Below are 18,002 nucleotides of genomic sequence, written 5' to 3' on the forward strand. Positions count from 1 at the left end.
TAGCCGCTCTAATACTCACACTTCGCTAAGTGTCAGTATTAGAGTGGGTAGTTATCATATAAATTAAATTAATCTAAAGAGGTTTAGAAAGGAGGAGCTGCGTTAAAACTTGTTTTAAGTTTTGCGTGACGTATTTTTATTATGAACATAGATAAACTTACAATAAAAGTTCAAAATGCAATGAATGAAGCACAACTTACAGCAGTGAGATATAATCATCAACAGGTAGATGTGATTCATATGTTTTCAGCTTTAGTGTTTGAGCAAGATGGACTTATTCCAAATATATTTGGAAAGATGTCTGTAAATTTAAAATCTCTGGTAAAGGAAACTAAAGATGTATTAGACAAGATGCCTAAAGTGCTGGGAGAAGGAGCACAAAGTTCCTCCGTCTATGCAACTAGAAGATTTGAAGATGTTTTTTTGCAAGCAGAAAAGATAGCTCAAAAATTCAAAGATTCATATATAAGTGTAGAGCACGTAATGCTTGGTATCATGGAAGTTCACTCTTCTGACGTAGACGGTATACTTAAGAAATTTGATATTACAAAAGATGCATTTTTAGAAGCCTTGTCTCAAGTAAGGGGAAATCAAAGAGTTGAAACTCAGGATCCAGAGGGAACTTATGAAGCACTTGCAAAGTATGGGAGAAATCTCGTGGAAGAGGCAAAAAAACATAAACTTGATCCGGTTATAGGTAGAGATGAAGAAATAAGAAGAGTTGTTAGAATACTTTCAAGAAGAACTAAAAACAATCCTGTACTAATAGGTGATCCAGGGGTAGGAAAAACTGCTATAATTGAAGGTTTGGCAGAGAGAATTGTAAGAGGAGATATACCAGAAGGCTTAAAAAATAAGATAATATTTTCACTAGATATGGGAGCATTAATTGCTGGTGCCAAATTTAGAGGAGAATTTGAAGAAAGATTAAAGGCCGTATTAAAAGAAGTACAGAAAAGCGAAGGAAAAATAGTGCTTTTTATAGATGAAATTCACACCATAGTTGGAGCTGGAAAAACAGAAGGTTCTATGGATGCTGGAAATTTAATAAAACCAATGCTAGCAAGAGGTGAATTGCACTGCATAGGGGCAACTACTTTTGATGAATATAGAAAATATATAGAAAAAGATAAGGCTTTAGAGAGAAGATTTCAACCGGTGGTTATAGATGAACCTACTGTAGAGGATTCTATCTCTATACTTAGGGGGCTTAAGGAAAAGTTTGAAATATATCATGGTATAAGAATTCATGATTCTGCTATTGTGGCTGCCGCAAAGCTGTCAGATAGATATATAACAGATAGATACCTTCCAGATAAGGCTATAGATTTAATTGATGAAGCTTGTGCTATGATAAGAACTGAAATTGACAGCATGCCAACTGAAATGGATAATGTTAAAAGAAAAATATTTCAGCTTGAGATTGAAAAAGAGGCGCTTTCCAAAGAAAAAGACACTGCTTCAATGGAAAGACTTAAAGCAGTAGAAAAGGAACTTAGCAATCTTAAAGATAGAGATAATGAGATGACTGCTAAGTATGAAAAGGAAAAGGCAAATATAACTGAGGTTAGAAATTTAAAGAAACAGCTGGATGAGGCAAGAGGACAAATTGAAAAAGCAGAGAGAGAATATGATTTAAATAAAATTGCAGAATTAAAATATGGTGTTATTCCAAAACTGGAAAGTACTATAGATGAAAAAGAGCAATCTATTAAAGAAAACAATGAAGCTGCAATGTTAAAAGAAGAAGTTACAGAACAAGAAATTTCTCAGATAGTATCTAAATGGACTGGAATACCTGTTTCAAAATTAGTAGAAGGGGAAAGACAGAAATTAGTAAAATTAGAAGATGAACTTGCAAAGAGAGTTATAGGTCAGAAGGAAGCAGTTACAGCAGTTTCAAATGCGGTACTTAGAGCAAGAGCGGGTATGAAAGATCCTAAAAGGCCAATAGGTTCTTTTATATTTTTAGGACCTACAGGTGTAGGTAAAACTGAACTTGCAAAAACTTTAGCAAGGACTCTGTTTGATAGTGAAGAAAATATAATAAGAATAGATATGTCAGAGTATATGGAAAAGTATTCTGTTTCGAGACTTATAGGAGCTCCTCCAGGATATGTAGGATATGACGAAGGAGGTCAGCTTACGGAGGCAGTGAGAAGAAAACCATATAGTGTAATATTATTTGATGAAATAGAAAAGGCTCATGAAGATGTGTTTAATATATTCCTTCAAATATTAGATGATGGAAGGCTTACTGACAATCAGGGTAAGGTAGTTGATTTTAAAAATTCTATTATAATTATGACTTCTAACATAGGAAGCAGTTATTTATTACAGAACAAAAGCAGTAATGGAATAGATAAAGATGTAAGAGACAAAGTAATGAGTGACATGAAATTTAAGTTTAAACCTGAATTTTTAAATAGACTAGATGATATAATAATGTTTAAGCCCCTAAACACAGAAGAAATTAAATTCATAATAGATATATTCCTAAAGGATATAGAAAATAGGCTTAAGGAGAAAAATATATCCATACAAATAACCCCAAAAGCAAAAGAAGTTATGGCAGAAGAAGGTTATGATCCTGTTTATGGAGCAAGGCCTTTAAAAAGATATATAGAAAACATTCTGGAAACATCTATTGCAAAGAAGATAATTAATGGAGATATATATACAGGCTGCAAGGTAAGAGTAGATTATGAAAATGATAAGTTTAAAATAGAAAAACTATAATTATTTATTAAAATAAAGGTTACCATATATGATAGAACGTTAAAAAAGAGGGTGTTTTTTATGAAAAAACCTGTCTATTCAATCATATATGGTATTTTTATCTATTTATTTGTAATTGCTTGTATAAGCTTAATATGTAAATGGGATTGTGTAAAATATAATTTTGCGGAAGAGAGAAAAAATATTGTTTTAGCTAAAGATAATGCACCAACGTATTCTAAAGAAGTATTCTTAACTTTTGATGATGGTCCTTCTGTAAATAACACTACAAAGATATTAAATATATTACAACAAAATGGAGTAAAAGCTACTTTTTTTATAGTAGGTGAAAAGGCAAAAGAAAATCCTTCTATATTAAAGCAGCTAAGTGACAGCGGTATGAGTATAGGAGTACATACATATTCTCATAATTATAAAGAGATGTACAGCAGTTTGGATGCATACTTAGAGGATTTTCGAGTTTGTAAAAATATAATAAAGAATATAACGGGAAAAGATTCTATAGTATTTGTGAGGCTTCCAGGTGGGTCAGATAACTTAGTAGCAAGTGTAAGCAATTTAAATATTATAAAGAAGACTTTAAAGGGAAACGGAATGAAGTATGTAGATTGGAACGTGGTTTCAGGGGATGCAGATAAACGTTTTGTGTCCAAAGATATTATAAAACAAAATGTAATAGATGGATGCAAGAATAAAAAAATTGCAGTAGTTTTAATGCATGATTCTTACTATAAAACTTCTACAGTAGAAGCACTGCCAGATATTATAAGTTATTTAAAAAAAGAAGGCTTTGCTTTTAGAACTTTTGATGGTATAACTTTAGAAGAGGAGTTTAGAATGACAGATAAAGGAATCATTAATAGATGACTAAAATTATAGAGAGTTTCTAAGTAGAAAGTTTACTTATACCAGCCATATACTAACAAAAATCATCACACTAAAAACTTTTTATGAGTCTAAAGTTCGGCATTTTGAAAATCTAAAGAAGCTTATATAAACTCGTACCTCAGACATATATAAGCTTCTAAGATTTTCTAAAATACCTCACTAAGACTTATAAAAAAAGTTTTTAAGTGTGATTTCCGTTTTGTTAGTATATTTTATGTATAAGTTAAAATTTCAATTAGAATCATTCATATAAATAGTTAAGGGTGCAATTAAATTTTACAATATATGTAGGGTTTCTAACTAAAATATTAACTTATACAGAATAATTAAAATTCTTCTCCAAATACTAAATGTACGGAGAAAGGAGTTTTAATTATGGGAAGAAAATCATTTGAAATAGAATCATTTGAAATAGAATCACTGTATGATTATAAAATTGAAGATTTAATTGAGCTAAAAAACACTACGAATTCTAAATTTACTAGATTAGTATTAGCTGTGGTTACTATGAGATATCGAGGATGCTCAAATAGAGATATTATGATAGAAACAGGTCTAAGTAAAGTATCTATAGTTAAACATATTAAAAATTGGAACGAAGTTGGCATCAAAGCTATAAAAGATCATCGTGGCGGTAGTGAAGCTAAATTAGAACCAGAAATAGTTGATGATCTTATAGACGTAGTTCTAAAAAAATCCCCTATAGATTTTGATTTTACATGTCATACTTGGACTTTAGCGCTTTTAGCTCTATATGTTGAAAAAACATATGGAGTAAAAGTTTGTAATGAAACTATCAGATCCATTTTAATATCTCATAATATATCTTATAAAAGATCTCAACCTAAACCTACAAAAGCTGATAAAGATGAACAAGAAGCTTTTAAAAAAAATGCCAAAACTGCTAGATACTTTAGAGTCTTCATCTGATACTATTGTATATGCATTAGATGAGACTGGTATTAGCATAGAGTCGGACAACTATTCATCTTGGAGCCCTGTAGGTAATCCCCCTATACTAGAGAAGAATGCTTCGCATAAAGGGGTAAATATTGTAGGGTCTACTTCAATTTTAAATAATTTTCATACTGTCAATGATGTTTATTCTTCCCAAGAATCTATAACATCTGAAAAAATTAAGTCGCATATAGAATATCTGATGGAACTTAATCCTAATAAAAAAATTGTAATATTTATGGATAATGCTAAAACCCATACAAGTAAGCTAATGCAAAGCTTTTACTATGATAACAAAGATAAATTGAAGGTAGTACTTCTACCAAGGTATTCCCCATATATGAACCCTCAAGAAAATATATGGAGAAACCTAAAAGCAAAGTTGTTTAAACCATCTGCTAGAAGTTGTATATGGGAATTAGTATCAGATATTAAAATTCTTTTTGACGAACTTAATTCTAATTTTGCTAAGATTCATTCATTAGCTTATGCTAGAAGTTTCCTAGTATAAGTTAAATTATCACTTAGAAACCCTATATAGGTTTTCTAACTAAAAAATCAACTTATACGCAGGCATATTTTTACAATAATGAAGTTCTTTTAAATATTTTGCATATAAGTCTTAGTAGGAAATTTGTTAAAAAACTAAGGACTTTTGAATTGTTTGAGGTACGAGTTTTCAAAAGTCCTTAAGTTTTTACAAATTTTCTACTTAGACTTATCAAAATATTTAATGAACTGAAGGTTGTAAAAAATATCCGGAGTATAAGTTGATTTTCCGTTTAGAAACTCTACATAAAGATGTAAATTAATTAGATTTAGTTTTGGTTTCTCTTTCTATTATAAATTTTTTAGCATTTAATTCTAAGGTATCATCTAGAGGGTCAAGTTTTGTATCACCATATTTTTTAGAAATAGCTGTATATATAAATCTATCTGCTAATTCAGGATTTTTAGAAAGGAGAGAACCGTGAAAATAAGTACAAAAGCAATTTTTGTATATGCAGCCTTCGTATCCATCTTCTCCATTATTACCATAACCTACAATTACTTTTCCAAGAGGTTCTAAATCTCCTATGTAAGTTCTACCAGAATGATTTTCAAAGCCCACATAAGTTTCTTTAAACTTTTCGTTATATATAACTGTATTTCCTATAAATCTATTGCTGCCGCCTTCTGTATATATATTAAGTACATCAAGACCTGGCAGTTTTTGGCCATCAGGTGTAGAATAGTACTTTCCAAGAAGTTGATAGCCTCCACAAATTGATAAAAATACTTTACCATCTTCAATGTAACTTACGATACCTTCTCTTTTATTTTTGACAAGGTCCTCTGATACTATAGACTGCTCATAGTCCTGGCCACCACCAAAAAGAGTTATGTCATATTTAGAGCTGTCAAAGGGATCTCCAAGAGATATGTTAAATACATTTATATCTATACCCCGCTGCTGTGCCCTATATTTTAATATGAGTATATTTCCTAAATCTCCATATACATTTAATAAATCAGGATATAAGTGACATATGTTTAATTCCATTTTAGATACACTCCCTATTTCTCTAATATTTTACCACAGCTTTTTGATATATCCCTTGAAATTGAGAAATTTCCTGAAAGTTATCATAGCAGTATAAGTGGCTAATACATATACTGTATTTGACTTACAACTTTTTACTTCATCAATTAGATTTTCATAGTGCTTACAAATTATAAAGTTGTCTTGGGGTAATCCTGCTACTTTTAATCTTACGGCCATGTCATAAAGTCTTATACCTGAAATCATTATTTTATCTATATCCAGTGAAGACAGCTTTTCAAAATTCACGTCCCATATCCAAGATACATCTCTTCCATCTGCATAATTGTCATTTAGAAGTACAGCTAGGTTAAAGATCCTGTTGTCAAGGCTTAAAGTATTTATAGCTTGATCATAACCAGCAGGATTTTTTACTAAGATTATTTTAACTTCTTTACCTTCTATATTTATGACTTCCTGTCTTCCAAAACTGCTCTTTTGTTTTTTTAGAGAATCATATATACAGGAAGTAGATATTCCACAAACCATTGCTATAGAATAAGCACATAGGGCATTATACATATTATATGTACCTGGTTGATTTATATAATATTCCTTTTCATTAATTATTACTAATGATCCATCTGGAGTCTGCTCTTTTATTTCATCTAAAGTATAATCCAATTCAGGTCTTTTATAACCACATTTTTCACAGTAGTAATCGCCCAAATGATTATATGTAAGAAAATTATATTTGTAAGGATTTTTGCATTTTTTGCAGAACTTAGCGTCTGCATTAGTATCTACTTTTTTTATATTTGTTGGAGAACAATTAAATCCATAATAAATAGTTCTGTTTGGTAAATTTAGATCTCCAAGAAGAGATTCGTCTCCGTTAAGTATTAAATTTGAAAGAGGTACTTTTTTGATACCTTTTAGAATTTTGTTTAATGTAGTGTAAACTTCTCCATATCTGTCAAGTTGATCTCTAAATAAGTTTGTTACAGTTATAATTTCTGGAGTTATATAATCTGTAAATAAAGGAACATTTGCTTCATCACATTCTATAACTGCATAGTTTGTCTCACTACATTTTTTAAACGAATAATTTTCTATAAAACATGAAACTATACCTGTCAGCATATTTGCACCTGTATTGTTTGTAATTACACGTTTTTTCCCATCCTTTAGCATGTTGTAGACCATACTTGTAGTTGTAGTTTTACCATTTGTACCTGTTATAAGTATAATTTTATAATCCTTACATATGGTTTTAAGAATATTCTTATCTAATTTTAAAGCAACTTTTCCAGGAAAATTACTTCCTCCTTTAAATAAAAATTTTGATAATTTTATTACGATCTTGGAAATAATAATACTAAAAAAAGATTTTATGTTAATTTTTAACACCACCTTCAACTTAAGTAAAGCATTTGTTTATTTACTTTACATATTGTTTGTCATAAGTCTATAGGCCCTAAATTTAAGATTGAAGTCTATTATAGTACACAACAAATACACGAGCAAGTAAATAACTCTTAATATTATAATACAATATTATAATTTTTACATTAAAAAGTTGTAAATTTACTGTATTTCTTAAGCTGAATAATAGAATTTGGAAATAAACATCCACAGTAATGTATGATTTATAAATGTATATATATAAGACTGTTAAAATTATAATATAAGGGCATAGTTAAATAAGTTATAATATGGAAGTAATTTATCAAGTAGTTTTGCAAGTTTAAATAAGATAAAATTCATTATAGACCTAACTTATAAATAAAAAGTATAGCTCATATTCAAAAATACATAGAATTAATGTAGTACATATAAAAATACACAAAGTATATAGTGTAGTATTACAGGTATAAATATATAAAATACTTTATAATTAAATTTAAAATAATTTTTTTATTGCATTTTTCTATAAATGGTGTAATATATAAATATAAACTAATTTAGGGGGAAACATCATGAATATTGACTTATCATATTTAAATATTAATAAATATAGAAATATGTATAAAAATTTATCACCATCAGAATTAACGGAATTTTCAATTAAAAGAGGAGAAGGATTTTTATCAAATAAGGGAGCTCTTATGATTAATACTGGAAAGTACACAGGAAGATCTCCTAAAGATAGATTTATAGTTAATCAAGAAAGCATTAGGAACAAAATAAACTGGGGAAATGTAAATCTTTCTATAGAAGAAGATATTTTTAATAAAATGTATGATAAGATTTTAAATTATATAAGTGATAAAGACATTTTTGTGTTTGATGGATTTGTTGGAGCTTTAAAAAAATATACCCTTCCTATAAGAGTAATATGCGAAAGGGCATCCCAGGCGTTGTTTGCAAATCAATTGTTTAGAAGACCAACGGAGGAGGATTTAAAGTGTTTTACTCCTGAATTTAATATTATATCGGCACCTGGATTTAAGGCTAAGGGCAAAGAAGACGGTTTAAATTCAGATGCCTTTATTTTAGTAAATTTCGATAAAAAAATTATATTAATAGGGGGAACCAGTTACTCGGGAGAAATAAAAAAATCAGTATTTTCAGTAATGAACTTCTTGCTTCCACAAAAAGGAGTCATGCCTATGCACTGTTCTGCTAATATAGGACAAGATAATAAAACTTGCTTATTTTTTGGATTGTCAGGAACAGGAAAAACTACTTTATCAGCAGATGGTGAAAGAAGACTGATTGGTGATGACGAACATGGATGGTCTAATGAAGGTGTATTTAATTTTGAGGGTGGATGTTATGCTAAAACTATAAGACTTGATAAGGAAAAGGAAAGTCAGATATACAATGCCATAAAATTTGGAACTGTAGTTGAAAATGTAGTGGCAGATGGGAATAGAGTACCTGATTATAATGATGCTAGATATACTGAAAATACAAGGGCAGCATATCCTATAAATTATATAGATAATATAGAAGAAAGTGGTGTAGGAGGAAATCCAGAGACTATAATATTTTTAACCGCAGATGCTTTTGGTGTAATGCCACCTATATCAAGGCTTTCTAAAGAAGCAGCAATGTATCACTTTATGTCTGGATATACTAGCAAGATAGCTGGAACTGAAAGAGGAATAATTGAACCTCAAGCTACTTTTTCCTCTTGCTTTGGTGAACCGTTTATGTTAATGAATCCTGCTGTCTATGCAAAATTGTTAGGCGAAAGAATAGACAAGTATAACACTCAGGTATATTTAGTGAATACTGGATGGCTATCTGGAGGATATGGAAATGGAGATAGAATAAAACTTTCCTATACAAGGGCTATGATTAGAGAAGCTTTGAAAGGGAAGTTCAAGGATGTTGAATTTGTGGAACATCCTGTATTTAAAGTAATGATGCCTAAAAGATGTCCAGGTGTACCTGATGAAATATTAAATCCTAGAAATACATGGGAAGATAAAGAAGCATATGATGAGACAGCGAGAAAGCTGGCGCTGAAGTTTAGTAAAAACTTTGAGAAGTTTAAAGATGTTTCCGAAGATATAGCAAAAGCTGGACCTGAAGCTTAAACTATTTATTATAGATAATCTAAGTGAAATTTATATGGAAAAATAGGATTTAGTGATGAGTTGATTTTATTTTCATCACTAAATCCTTTATTCATATATGAAATAAAAGATAATTTTACTTATGTAACAAATTATTAATAATATATATGCTGTGAAAAAGCTTACGGTAATAGTATAATAATACTTGTTTATAAATTTAATAGGGAGTGAAGTTAATGGAATTATTATTTATTATTAAAGCTGCTGCTATTGGAGTAGTCGAGGGAATAACAGAGTTCTTGCCAATATCTTCAACAGGTCATATGATAATAGTAGGAAATCTGATAAACTTCAAAGCACCAACATATAATGGTGCTTATATAGATATGTTTGAAGTAGTAATTCAGCTAGGTGCCATACTTGCTATAGTAGTACTTTATTGGGATAAGATTTTTAATTCGCTTAAAAATCTTAAACCGGGCAAATGGGGATTTAAACTTTGGCTTACTATTTTAGTTGCTTTTATACCTGCTGCTGTTTTAGGATTGCGTTTTAATGATTTAATTAAGAGTAAATTATTTAATCCAGTTACTGTTGCCTGTGCACTAGTATTTGGTGGTTTCCTTATGATATATATGGAGAACAAATACAGGAAAGGAAATAGTACAAATACAATTGAAAATGTAAACCTCGTACAAGCATTTAAGATAGGATGTTTTCAATGCCTTTCACTTTGGCCAGGAATGTCTAGATCTGCGTCCACAATAATGGGTGGATGGGTAAGCGGACTTACAAATGTAGCTGCAGCAGAGTTTTCCTTTTTCCTTGCTATACCTACTATGATAGCAGCATCAGGATGGTCACTTATAAAAGTAAATGTATCTATGAATATTTCTCAAATTATTGCTCTGGCAGTTGGATTTATAGTTTCATTTATAGTAGCGTTAGTTGTAGTAGAAAAGTTTATAAATTTTTTAAAGAGAAAACCAATGAGAGTTTTTGCTGTATATAGAATATTTATAGGAGCAATAATACTTATATTGTATTTTGCTAAAGTTATAAATATTTAATGCTATGTAAGAAGATGTAAGGCTTGACTCAATCCATACATATAAATGAGTCACTATTTATAATTTATAATGGACAATCAATAAAGATTTTTCTGTGTTATCAGAAAAATCTTTATTGATTGTCCATTATTGCTAATTGTCAGATACTAATTATAGTTAGAATATATTTTTTAAATTATGAATTTATATTTTAAAATAGTATTGACAGAGTTAGAAATACATGATAAACTAAAAAAGTCGTCGAGATGAGGCGTCAAAATGATCCTTGAAAATTAAACAGAGGAAGATATAAGTACAACTTATTTAGAATAAACCAGCAATTCTTTTGAGCTGCGAGAGCAGCTAAAAAAGTAATTTCGTAATTTGGTGTATTACATTTAGTAATATACTAAAATTGATAGTAACGAGTACAGCGAGGAAAATGCTGAACGAGGAGCGGAACTTACTAACGTAATTGAGCACCGGAGTGAAGTATTTGACGAAGCTGGGCGAAGTTAATATCAATTTTCTATAGAGCCATATAAACTTTTAAATTAAGAGTTTGATCCTGGCTCAGGACGAACGCTGGCGGCGTGCTTAACACATGCAAGTCGAGCGATGAAGCTCCTTCGGGAGTGGATTAGCGGCGGACGGGTGAGTAACACGTGGGTAACCTACCTCAAAGAGGGGGATAGCCTCCCGAAAGGGAGATTAATACCGCATAATAATCAGTTTTCACATGGAGACTGATTTAAAGGAGTAATCCGCTTTGAGATGGACCCGCGGCGCATTAGCTAGTTGGTAGGGTAACGGCCTACCAAGGCGACGATGCGTAGCCGACCTGAGAGGGTGATCGGCCACATTGGAACTGAGAGACGGTCCAGACTCCTACGGGAGGCAGCAGTGGGGAATATTGCACAATGGGCGAAAGCCTGATGCAGCAACGCCGCGTGAGTGAAGAAGGTTTTCGGATTGTAAAGCTCTGTCTTTGGGGACGATAATGACGGTACCCAAGGAGGAAGCCACGGCTAACTACGTGCCAGCAGCCGCGGTAATACGTAGGTGGCGAGCGTTGTCCGGAATTACTGGGCGTAAAGAGTGCGTAGGCGGATATTTAAGTGAGATGTGAAATACCCGGGCTTAACCCGGGCACTGCATTTCAAACTGGATATCTAGAGTGCGGGAGAGGAGAATGGAATTCCTAGTGTAGCGGTGAAATGCGTAGAGATTAGGAAGAACACCAGTGGCGAAGGCGATTCTCTGGACCGTAACTGACGCTGAGGCACGAAAGCGTGGGTAGCAAACAGGATTAGATACCCTGGTAGTCCACGCCGTAAACGATGAGTACTAGGTGTAGGAGGTATCGACCCCTTCTGTGCCGCAGTAAACACAATAAGTACTCCGCCTGGGAAGTACGATCGCAAGATTAAAACTCAAAGGAATTGACGGGGGCCCGCACAAGCAGCGGAGCATGTGGTTTAATTCGAAGCAACGCGAAGAACCTTACCTGGACTTGACATACCCTGAATATCTTAGAGATAAGAGAAGCCCTTCGGGGCAGGGATACAGGTGGTGCATGGTTGTCGTCAGCTCGTGTCGTGAGATGTTAGGTTAAGTCCTGCAACGAGCGCAACCCCTGTTGTTAGTTGCTAACATTTAGTTGAGCACTCTAGCAAGACTGCCGCGGTTAACGCGGAGGAAGGTGGGGATGACGTCAAATCATCATGCCCCTTATGTCCAGGGCAACACACGTGCTACAATGGGCAGTACAGAGAGAAGCAAGACCGCAAGGTGGAGCAAACCTCAAAAACTGCCCCCAGTTCGGATTGCAGGCTGAAACTCGCCTACATGAAGTTGGAGTTGCTAGTAATCGCGAATCAGAATGTCGCGGTGAATACGTTCCCGGGCCTTGTACACACCGCCCGTCACACCATGAGAGCTGGCAACACCCGAAGTCCGTAGTCTAACTTAGGAGGACGCGGCCGAAGGTGGGGTTAGTAATTGGGGTGAAGTCGTAACAAGGTAGCCGTAGGAGAACCTGCGGCTGGATCACCTCCTTTCTAGGGAGTCGAAAGATAGAGTATAATCTATCTTATAAATTGATGGTTTAAGTAAGTTAGAAAATCTACTCTGTTTAATTTTGAAGGATCAGATAGATTCTTCACAGTATCACTTTTGAATTTAAGTGGTATGATGATGATAAAAATTGATAGTAACGAGCAAGACAAGGAAAAACTTGAATGAGGAGCGGAGTTTACTAGTGTAAATGAGCACCGGAATGAAAGTTTTGACGAAGTATTGTGAAGTTAATAGCAATTTTTTAAAAATAGAATAAAAGTATTTTGGGGGTATAGCTCAGCTGGGAGAGCATCTGCCTTGCACGCAGAGGGTCAAGAGTTCGAATCTCTTTATCTCCACCATTTAGGGCTTATAGCTCAGCTGGTTAGAGCGCACGCCTGATAAGCGTGAGGTCGATGGTTCGAGTCCATTTAAGCCCACCAAAGGTTTTCATTAGAAAACCATTTTCAATTTATAATGTAAATTGAAAAATTGTCCTTTGAAAATTGCACAGTAAATAAGAAATAAAGTAAAGCTAAGGTTATGATATAACCTTTGTAGTAGATGTATTTCATTGTTGAAATACAATTTATGTATCGTTTTAAACATTTAAGATGATACAAAGAAAATTGGCAGTAACGAGTACAGCAAGGAAAAGACCGAATGAGGAGCGGAGTTTACTTATGTAAATGAGCACCGGAATGAGGTATTTGACGAAGCTGGACGAAGTTAATGACGATTTTCGATAATAAAGGTCAAGCTACAAAGGGCGCATGGAGGATGCCTTGGCACCAGGAGCCTAAGAAGGACGCGATAAGCTGCGAAAAGCTTTGGGTAGGCGCAAATAGCCAGAGAACCAAAGATATCCGAATGGGGAAACCCACCTAGACAACGCTAGGTACTGCAAACTGAATACATAGGTTTGTAGAGGCAAACCCGGGGAACTGAAACATCTAAGTACCCGGAGGAAGAGAAAGAAACATCGATTTCCTAAGTAGCGGCGAGCGAAAGGGAAAGAGCCCAAACCAGGAACTTGTTCCTGGGGTTGCGGATAGGTCATAAAAACTGTGAAGTGTTAATTGAAGAGAGCTGGAAGGCTCCGCCGGAGAAGGTAAAAGCCCTGTAAATGAAAACAAAGAGCAGTCAGATCTAATCCAGAGTACCACGAGACACGAGAAACCTTGTGGGAAACAGGGAGGACCACCTCCCAAGGCTAAATACTACCTGGTGACCGATAGAGAAGGAGTACCGTGAGGGAAAGGTGAAAAGAACCCCGGGAGGGGAGTGAAATAGAACCTGAAACCGTGTGTCCACAAACAGTCGAAGTACGTAAAGTACGACGGCGTGCTTTTTGTAGAACGAGCCAGCGAGTTACGATATGCAGCAAGGTTAAGTACTTAAGGTACGGAGCCGGAGGGAAACCGAGTCTGAAAAGGGCGCGAAGTTGTATGTTGTAGACCCGAAACCGAGTGACCTATCCATGGCCAGGTTGAAGCGGAAGTAAAATTCCGTGGAGGACCGAACCACGTTGGTGTTGAAAAACCATGGGATGAGCTGTGGATAGCGGAGAAATTCCAATCGAACTCGGAGATAGCTGGTTCTCCTCGAAATAGCTTTAGGGCTAGCGTCGGAAATGAGTAATGGAGGTAGAGCACTGAATGGGGTAGGGGCTGACAACAGTTACTGAACCTTATCAAACTCCGAATGCCATATACTTGAATTCCGGCAGTCAGACTGCGAATGATAAGATCCGTGGTCAAAAGGGAAACAGCCCAGACCACCAGCTAAGGTCCCAAAGTGTAAGTTAAGTGGGAAAGGATGTGTGATTTCTAAGACAACTAGGATGTTGGCTCAGAAGCAGCCACTCATTTAAAGAGTGCGTAATAGCTCACTAGTCAAGAGATCATGCGCCGAAAATGTCCGGGGCTAAAACTTACCACCGAAGCTGTGGACTCGAAAGAGTGGTAGAGGAGCATCCTGTACGAGTTGAAGTTGTACCGGAAGGAACAGTGGATTGTACAGGAGAGAGAATGCTGGCATAAGTAGCGAGAAATAAGTGAGAATCTTATTGGTCGAAAACCTAAGGTTTCCTGGGGAAGGTTCGTCCGCCCAGGGTAAGTCGGGACCTAAGCCGAGGCCGAAAGGCGTAGGTGATGGACAATCGGTTGAAATTCCGATACCGCATAAAAGCGTTTGACAAAAGGGATGACGCAGGAGGATAAGGTGTGCATACAAATGGATGTATGTCTAAGCACCGAGTCAGGTATACCAGGAAAATCCGGTATATCAATGATGAGGTGTGATGGGGAACCCGCAAGGGGAAGTACCTGATTTCACGCTGCCGAGAAAAGTCTCTATGGAGCTTTTATGTGCCCGTACCGCAAACCGACACAGGTAGGTGAGGAGAGAATCCTAAGACCATCGGAAGAATTGTTGTTAAGGAACTAGGCAAATTAACTCCGTAACTTAGGGAGAAGGAGAGCCACGCAAGTGGCCGCAGAGAAAAGGCTCAAGCAACTGTTTATCAAAAACACAGGTTTCTGCTAAAGCGAAAGCTGAAGTATAGGAGCTGACGCCTGCCCGGTGCTGGAAGGTTAAGGGGAAGACTTAGCGCAAGCGAAGGTCAGAACTTAAGCCCCAGTAAACGGCGGCCGTAACTATAACGGTCCTAAGGTAGCGAAATTCCTTGTCGGGTAAGTTCCGACCCGCACGAATGGCGTAATGATTTGAGCACTGTCTCGACAACAAATCCGGCGAAATTGAAGTGCAAGTGAAGATGCTTGCTACCCGCGATTGGACGGAAAGACCCCGTAGAGCTTTACTGCAGTTTAGCACTGAATTTCGGTATTGTCTGTACAGGATAGGTGGGAGACTAGGAAGTAGTGGCGCCAGCCATTACCGAGTCGATGTTGGGATACCACCCTGACAGTACTGGAATTCTAACCGGGCTCCATGAAACTGGAGACGGGACAATGTTAGGCGGGCAGTTTGACTGGGGCGGTCGCCTCCTAAAAAGTAACGGAGGCGTACAAAGGTTCCCTCAGAAGGGTTAGAAATTCTTCGAAGAGTGCAAAGGCAGAAGGGAGCTTGACTGCGACACAAACAAGTGGAGCAGGGACGAAAGTCGGGCTTAGTGATCCGGTGGTACCTCGTGGGAGGGCCATCGCTCAACGGATAAAAGCTACCTCGGGGATAACAGGCTGATCTCCCCCAAGAGTTCACATCGACGGGGAGGTTTGGCACCTCGATGTCGGCTCGTCGCATCCTGGGGCTGAAGTAGGTCCCAAGGGTTGGGCTGTTCGCCCATTAAAGCGGCACGCGAGCTGGGTTCAGAACGTCGTGAGACAGTTCGGTCCCTATCCGTCGCGGGCGCAGGAAATTTGAGAGGAGCTGTCCTTAGTACGAGAGGACCGGGATGGACCGACCGCTGGTGAACCAGTTGTTCCGCCAGGAGCATAGCTGGGTAGCCAAGTTGGGAAGGGATAAACGCTGAAAGCATCTAAGTGTGAAGCCCACCTCAAGATAAGATTTCCCATAGCGTAAGCTAGTAAGACCCCTCGAAGAACACGAGGAGATAGGTCAGAGGTGTAAGCAGGGCAACCTGTTAAGCTGACTGATACTAATAGGTCGAGGGCTTGACCAAATAAAAACGAAAGAAAAAAGTTTACTGTGCAATTTTGAGAGGACAGAGTAATTTCAACTCTTAAAAGTTAATATATATGAAAATTGATAGTAACAATTTTCGTCAGTTAAATGATGGCTATGAAGAGAGAAGTAAGTTAATTAAATCATTAAAGAGAGTCCTGTATGGTGAGAGAGGATATGAAAGATTTTCTGAACGTGCACTTGGAGCTTAAATGCCGATATGTAGGTTTTTACGTTATCATACGTTATAGTGACAGGGTATTATCAGCAATTGTTTGTTGAAGTACTTTATGAGGTATAAGTCGTGAGGCTTATATGAATTTGGGTGGTAATCACGGATTTTTCGTCCCTTTAGTGGGGTGTTGAATCCGTTTTTTTATTACAAGATAGAAGTCTATTTAAAAGATAGAAAGGAGCCTCTACATGACACAACAAAATGTAAAATTTTTGGAAAATTCAGAAGATACTGAATTTAATAAAAAGATGAAAGATATTTTTGAATATTTCCATCAGAGACCAGAGTTATCTTACGAGGAATATGATACAACTAAAGAATTAGCAAAACTTCTAAGAGAAGGTGATATAGATATATTGGATCTACCAATGAAGACAGGTCTCGTAGCTGAAATCAAAGGAAAGAAAGGTGGACCTACCATTGCAATAAGAACGGATATAGATGCTTTACCAATTACGGAAGAAACAAACCTTACATACAAATCGAAAAATAAAGGTAAAATGCATGCTTGTGGTCATGACTTTCATATGACAACTATACTTGGTGCGGCTTACTTGCTAAAAAGAGATCAAAAAAAGCTTAAAGGAAATGTTAGAATTTTATTTCAACCTGCAGAAGAATCTAGTCATGGTGCTGAAGAAGTTATAAAAACTAGTGCACTGGATGGTGTACAAGCCATATTTGGATTACATTGCAATTCTGATTGGGATGTTGGAACGCTTGGCATAAATGTAGGTCCTGTGACTGCTGCTGTTGATAGATTTGAAGTTGAAGTTACAGGAAAGGGTACACATGCAGCACACCCTGAGCTTGGAACAGATCCAATAGTTGCTGTTTCTAATATAATAACAGCACTTCAGACCATTGTAAGTAGAAATATGCATCCTTTAAATCCTGCAATAGTAAGTGTAACTCATATGGAAAGTGGACATACTTGGAATGTAATACCTGAAAAAGCATATTTTGAAGGTACTGTAAGAACACTTAATGAGAAAGATAGGGAGCTCATACCTGAGAAAATAAAGATGATTTCGGAAAATATCGCTGAGGCTTACGGGGCAAAAGCTAATTTCAACTGGTATGAAGGACCACCAGCAACTAACAATGATAAAGATTGGACAGAAGTGGCAATTAGTGTTGCTAAAAAAGATGGTTATCAGGTTAAAATTATATCTCCTAAAATGGGAGGAGAAGATTTTGCTTATTATCAAAAAACTCTTTCAGGTACTTTTGTGAATATAGGAGTTGGAAAAGGAGAATCTCTTCATAGTCCCAAATTTAAAATAGATGAATTAGCTCTTGAAAAAAGTACAAAATATTTTAGAAATCTTGCAGAACAAGCTTTAATAGTATTAAATAGCAAAAGGGATTAAATACTTTAT

9 protein-coding genes, 2 tRNA genes, 2 rRNA genes and 1 other annotated feature are annotated in these 18,002 nt (G+C 35.6%); of the genes, 11 read left to right on the top strand and 2 right to left on the bottom strand.

All coding sequences use genetic code 11. The annotated features are described in order from the left end of the window. Nucleotides 1-141: 141 nt before the first annotated feature. From clpB to B5S50_RS14210, 4 genes are all read left to right on the top strand, one after another. On the top strand, nucleotides 142-2,739 hold the full coding sequence (gene clpB, locus B5S50_RS14195; RefSeq protein ID WP_013237299.1) for an ATP-dependent chaperone ClpB: 2,598 nt from the start codon (nucleotides 142-144) through the stop codon (nucleotides 2,737-2,739). Between the two features lie 60 nt (nucleotides 2,740-2,799). Then, entirely contained in the window at nucleotides 2,800-3,606 is an 807-nt protein-coding gene (locus B5S50_RS14200; RefSeq protein WP_013237300.1) for a polysaccharide deacetylase family protein, read from the top strand. Between the two features lie 396 nt (nucleotides 3,607-4,002). Beyond that, complete coding sequence (locus B5S50_RS14205; protein ID WP_217302165.1) at nucleotides 4,003-4,557, top strand: winged helix-turn-helix domain-containing protein; 555 nt, start codon at nucleotides 4,003-4,005, stop codon at nucleotides 4,555-4,557. After that, on the top strand, nucleotides 4,520-5,095 hold the full coding sequence (locus B5S50_RS14210) for a transposase (protein WP_217302166.1): 576 nt from the start codon (nucleotides 4,520-4,522) through the stop codon (nucleotides 5,093-5,095). Before B5S50_RS14205 ends, B5S50_RS14210 begins: the two co-directional genes overlap by 38 nt. 297 nt (nucleotides 5,096-5,392) lie before the next feature. Here B5S50_RS14210 and B5S50_RS14215 read toward each other — a convergent pair whose 3' ends face one another. Further along, nucleotides 5,393-6,127, bottom strand: coding sequence for a type 1 glutamine amidotransferase (locus B5S50_RS14215; RefSeq protein WP_217302167.1), 735 nt, complete (start codon nucleotides 6,125-6,127; stop codon nucleotides 5,393-5,395). Nucleotides 6,128-6,157: 30 nt separating this feature from the next. Further along, nucleotides 6,158-7,516 (bottom strand): Mur ligase family protein, encoded by a 1,359-nt coding sequence (locus tag B5S50_RS14220; protein WP_217302168.1) that lies wholly within the window; start codon nucleotides 7,514-7,516, stop codon nucleotides 6,158-6,160. Between the two features lie 569 nt (nucleotides 7,517-8,085). Between B5S50_RS14220 and pckA the strand changes: the two genes are divergently transcribed. The 7 genes from pckA to B5S50_RS14255 all read left to right on the top strand — a co-directional run bounded on the left by pckA (nucleotide 8,086) and on the right by B5S50_RS14255 (nucleotide 17,993). Further along, nucleotides 8,086-9,654, top strand: coding sequence for a phosphoenolpyruvate carboxykinase (ATP) (pckA, locus tag B5S50_RS14225; RefSeq protein ID WP_217302169.1), 1,569 nt, complete (start codon nucleotides 8,086-8,088; stop codon nucleotides 9,652-9,654). A gap of 215 nt (nucleotides 9,655-9,869) precedes the next feature. Further along, on the top strand, nucleotides 9,870-10,703 hold the full coding sequence (locus B5S50_RS14230; RefSeq protein ID WP_013237304.1) for an undecaprenyl-diphosphate phosphatase: 834 nt from the start codon (nucleotides 9,870-9,872) through the stop codon (nucleotides 10,701-10,703). A 529-nt stretch (nucleotides 10,704-11,232) separates the two neighbouring features. Next, nucleotides 11,233-12,742: ribosomal RNA gene (locus B5S50_RS14235) — 16S ribosomal RNA — on the top strand. A gap of 284 nt (nucleotides 12,743-13,026) precedes the next feature. Beyond that, nucleotides 13,027-13,102 (top strand) — tRNA-Ala (locus B5S50_RS14240). A gap of 4 nt (nucleotides 13,103-13,106) precedes the next feature. Next, nucleotides 13,107-13,183 (top strand) — tRNA-Ile (locus tag B5S50_RS14245). A gap of 310 nt (nucleotides 13,184-13,493) precedes the next feature. Beyond that, a 23S ribosomal RNA gene (locus tag B5S50_RS14250) occupies nucleotides 13,494-16,383 on the top strand. The 16S and 23S rRNA genes sit together here with 2 tRNA genes alongside, the layout of an rRNA operon. A 110-nt stretch (nucleotides 16,384-16,493) precedes the next feature. Next, nucleotides 16,494-16,739 (top strand) — a binding site (T-box leader). Nucleotides 16,740-16,808: 69 nt separating this feature from the next. After that, a complete protein-coding gene (locus tag B5S50_RS14255) occupies nucleotides 16,809-17,993 on the top strand; it encodes an amidohydrolase (RefSeq protein WP_217302170.1) in 1,185 nt (394 codons plus the stop codon). Nucleotides 17,994-18,002 lie beyond the last annotated feature (9 nt).

It is taken from the genome of Clostridium sp. 001 (assembly GCF_019056555.1).
GTDB lineage: Bacteria > Bacillota > Clostridia > Clostridiales > Clostridiaceae > Clostridium_B > Clostridium_B ragsdalei.

Bases quoted from the DNA above. Each gene is read 5' to 3' on its own strand.
- clpB (WP_013237299.1), top strand. From the start codon at position 142: ATGAACATAGATAAACTTACAATAAAAGTTCAAAATGCAATGAATGAA.
- B5S50_RS14200 (WP_013237300.1), top strand. From the start codon at position 2,800: ATGAAAAAACCTGTCTATTCAATCATATATGGTATTTTTATCTATTTA.
- B5S50_RS14205 (WP_217302165.1), top strand. From the start codon at position 4,003: ATGGGAAGAAAATCATTTGAAATAGAATCATTTGAAATAGAATCACTG.
- B5S50_RS14210 (WP_217302166.1), top strand. From the start codon at position 4,520: ATGCCAAAACTGCTAGATACTTTAGAGTCTTCATCTGATACTATTGTA.
- B5S50_RS14215 (WP_217302167.1), bottom strand. From the start codon at position 6,127: ATGGAATTAAACATATGTCACTTATATCCTGATTTATTAAATGTATAT.
- pckA (WP_217302169.1), top strand. From the start codon at position 8,086: ATGAATATTGACTTATCATATTTAAATATTAATAAATATAGAAATATG.
- B5S50_RS14230 (WP_013237304.1), top strand. From the start codon at position 9,870: ATGGAATTATTATTTATTATTAAAGCTGCTGCTATTGGAGTAGTCGAG.
- B5S50_RS14255 (WP_217302170.1), top strand. From the start codon at position 16,809: ATGACACAACAAAATGTAAAATTTTTGGAAAATTCAGAAGATACTGAA.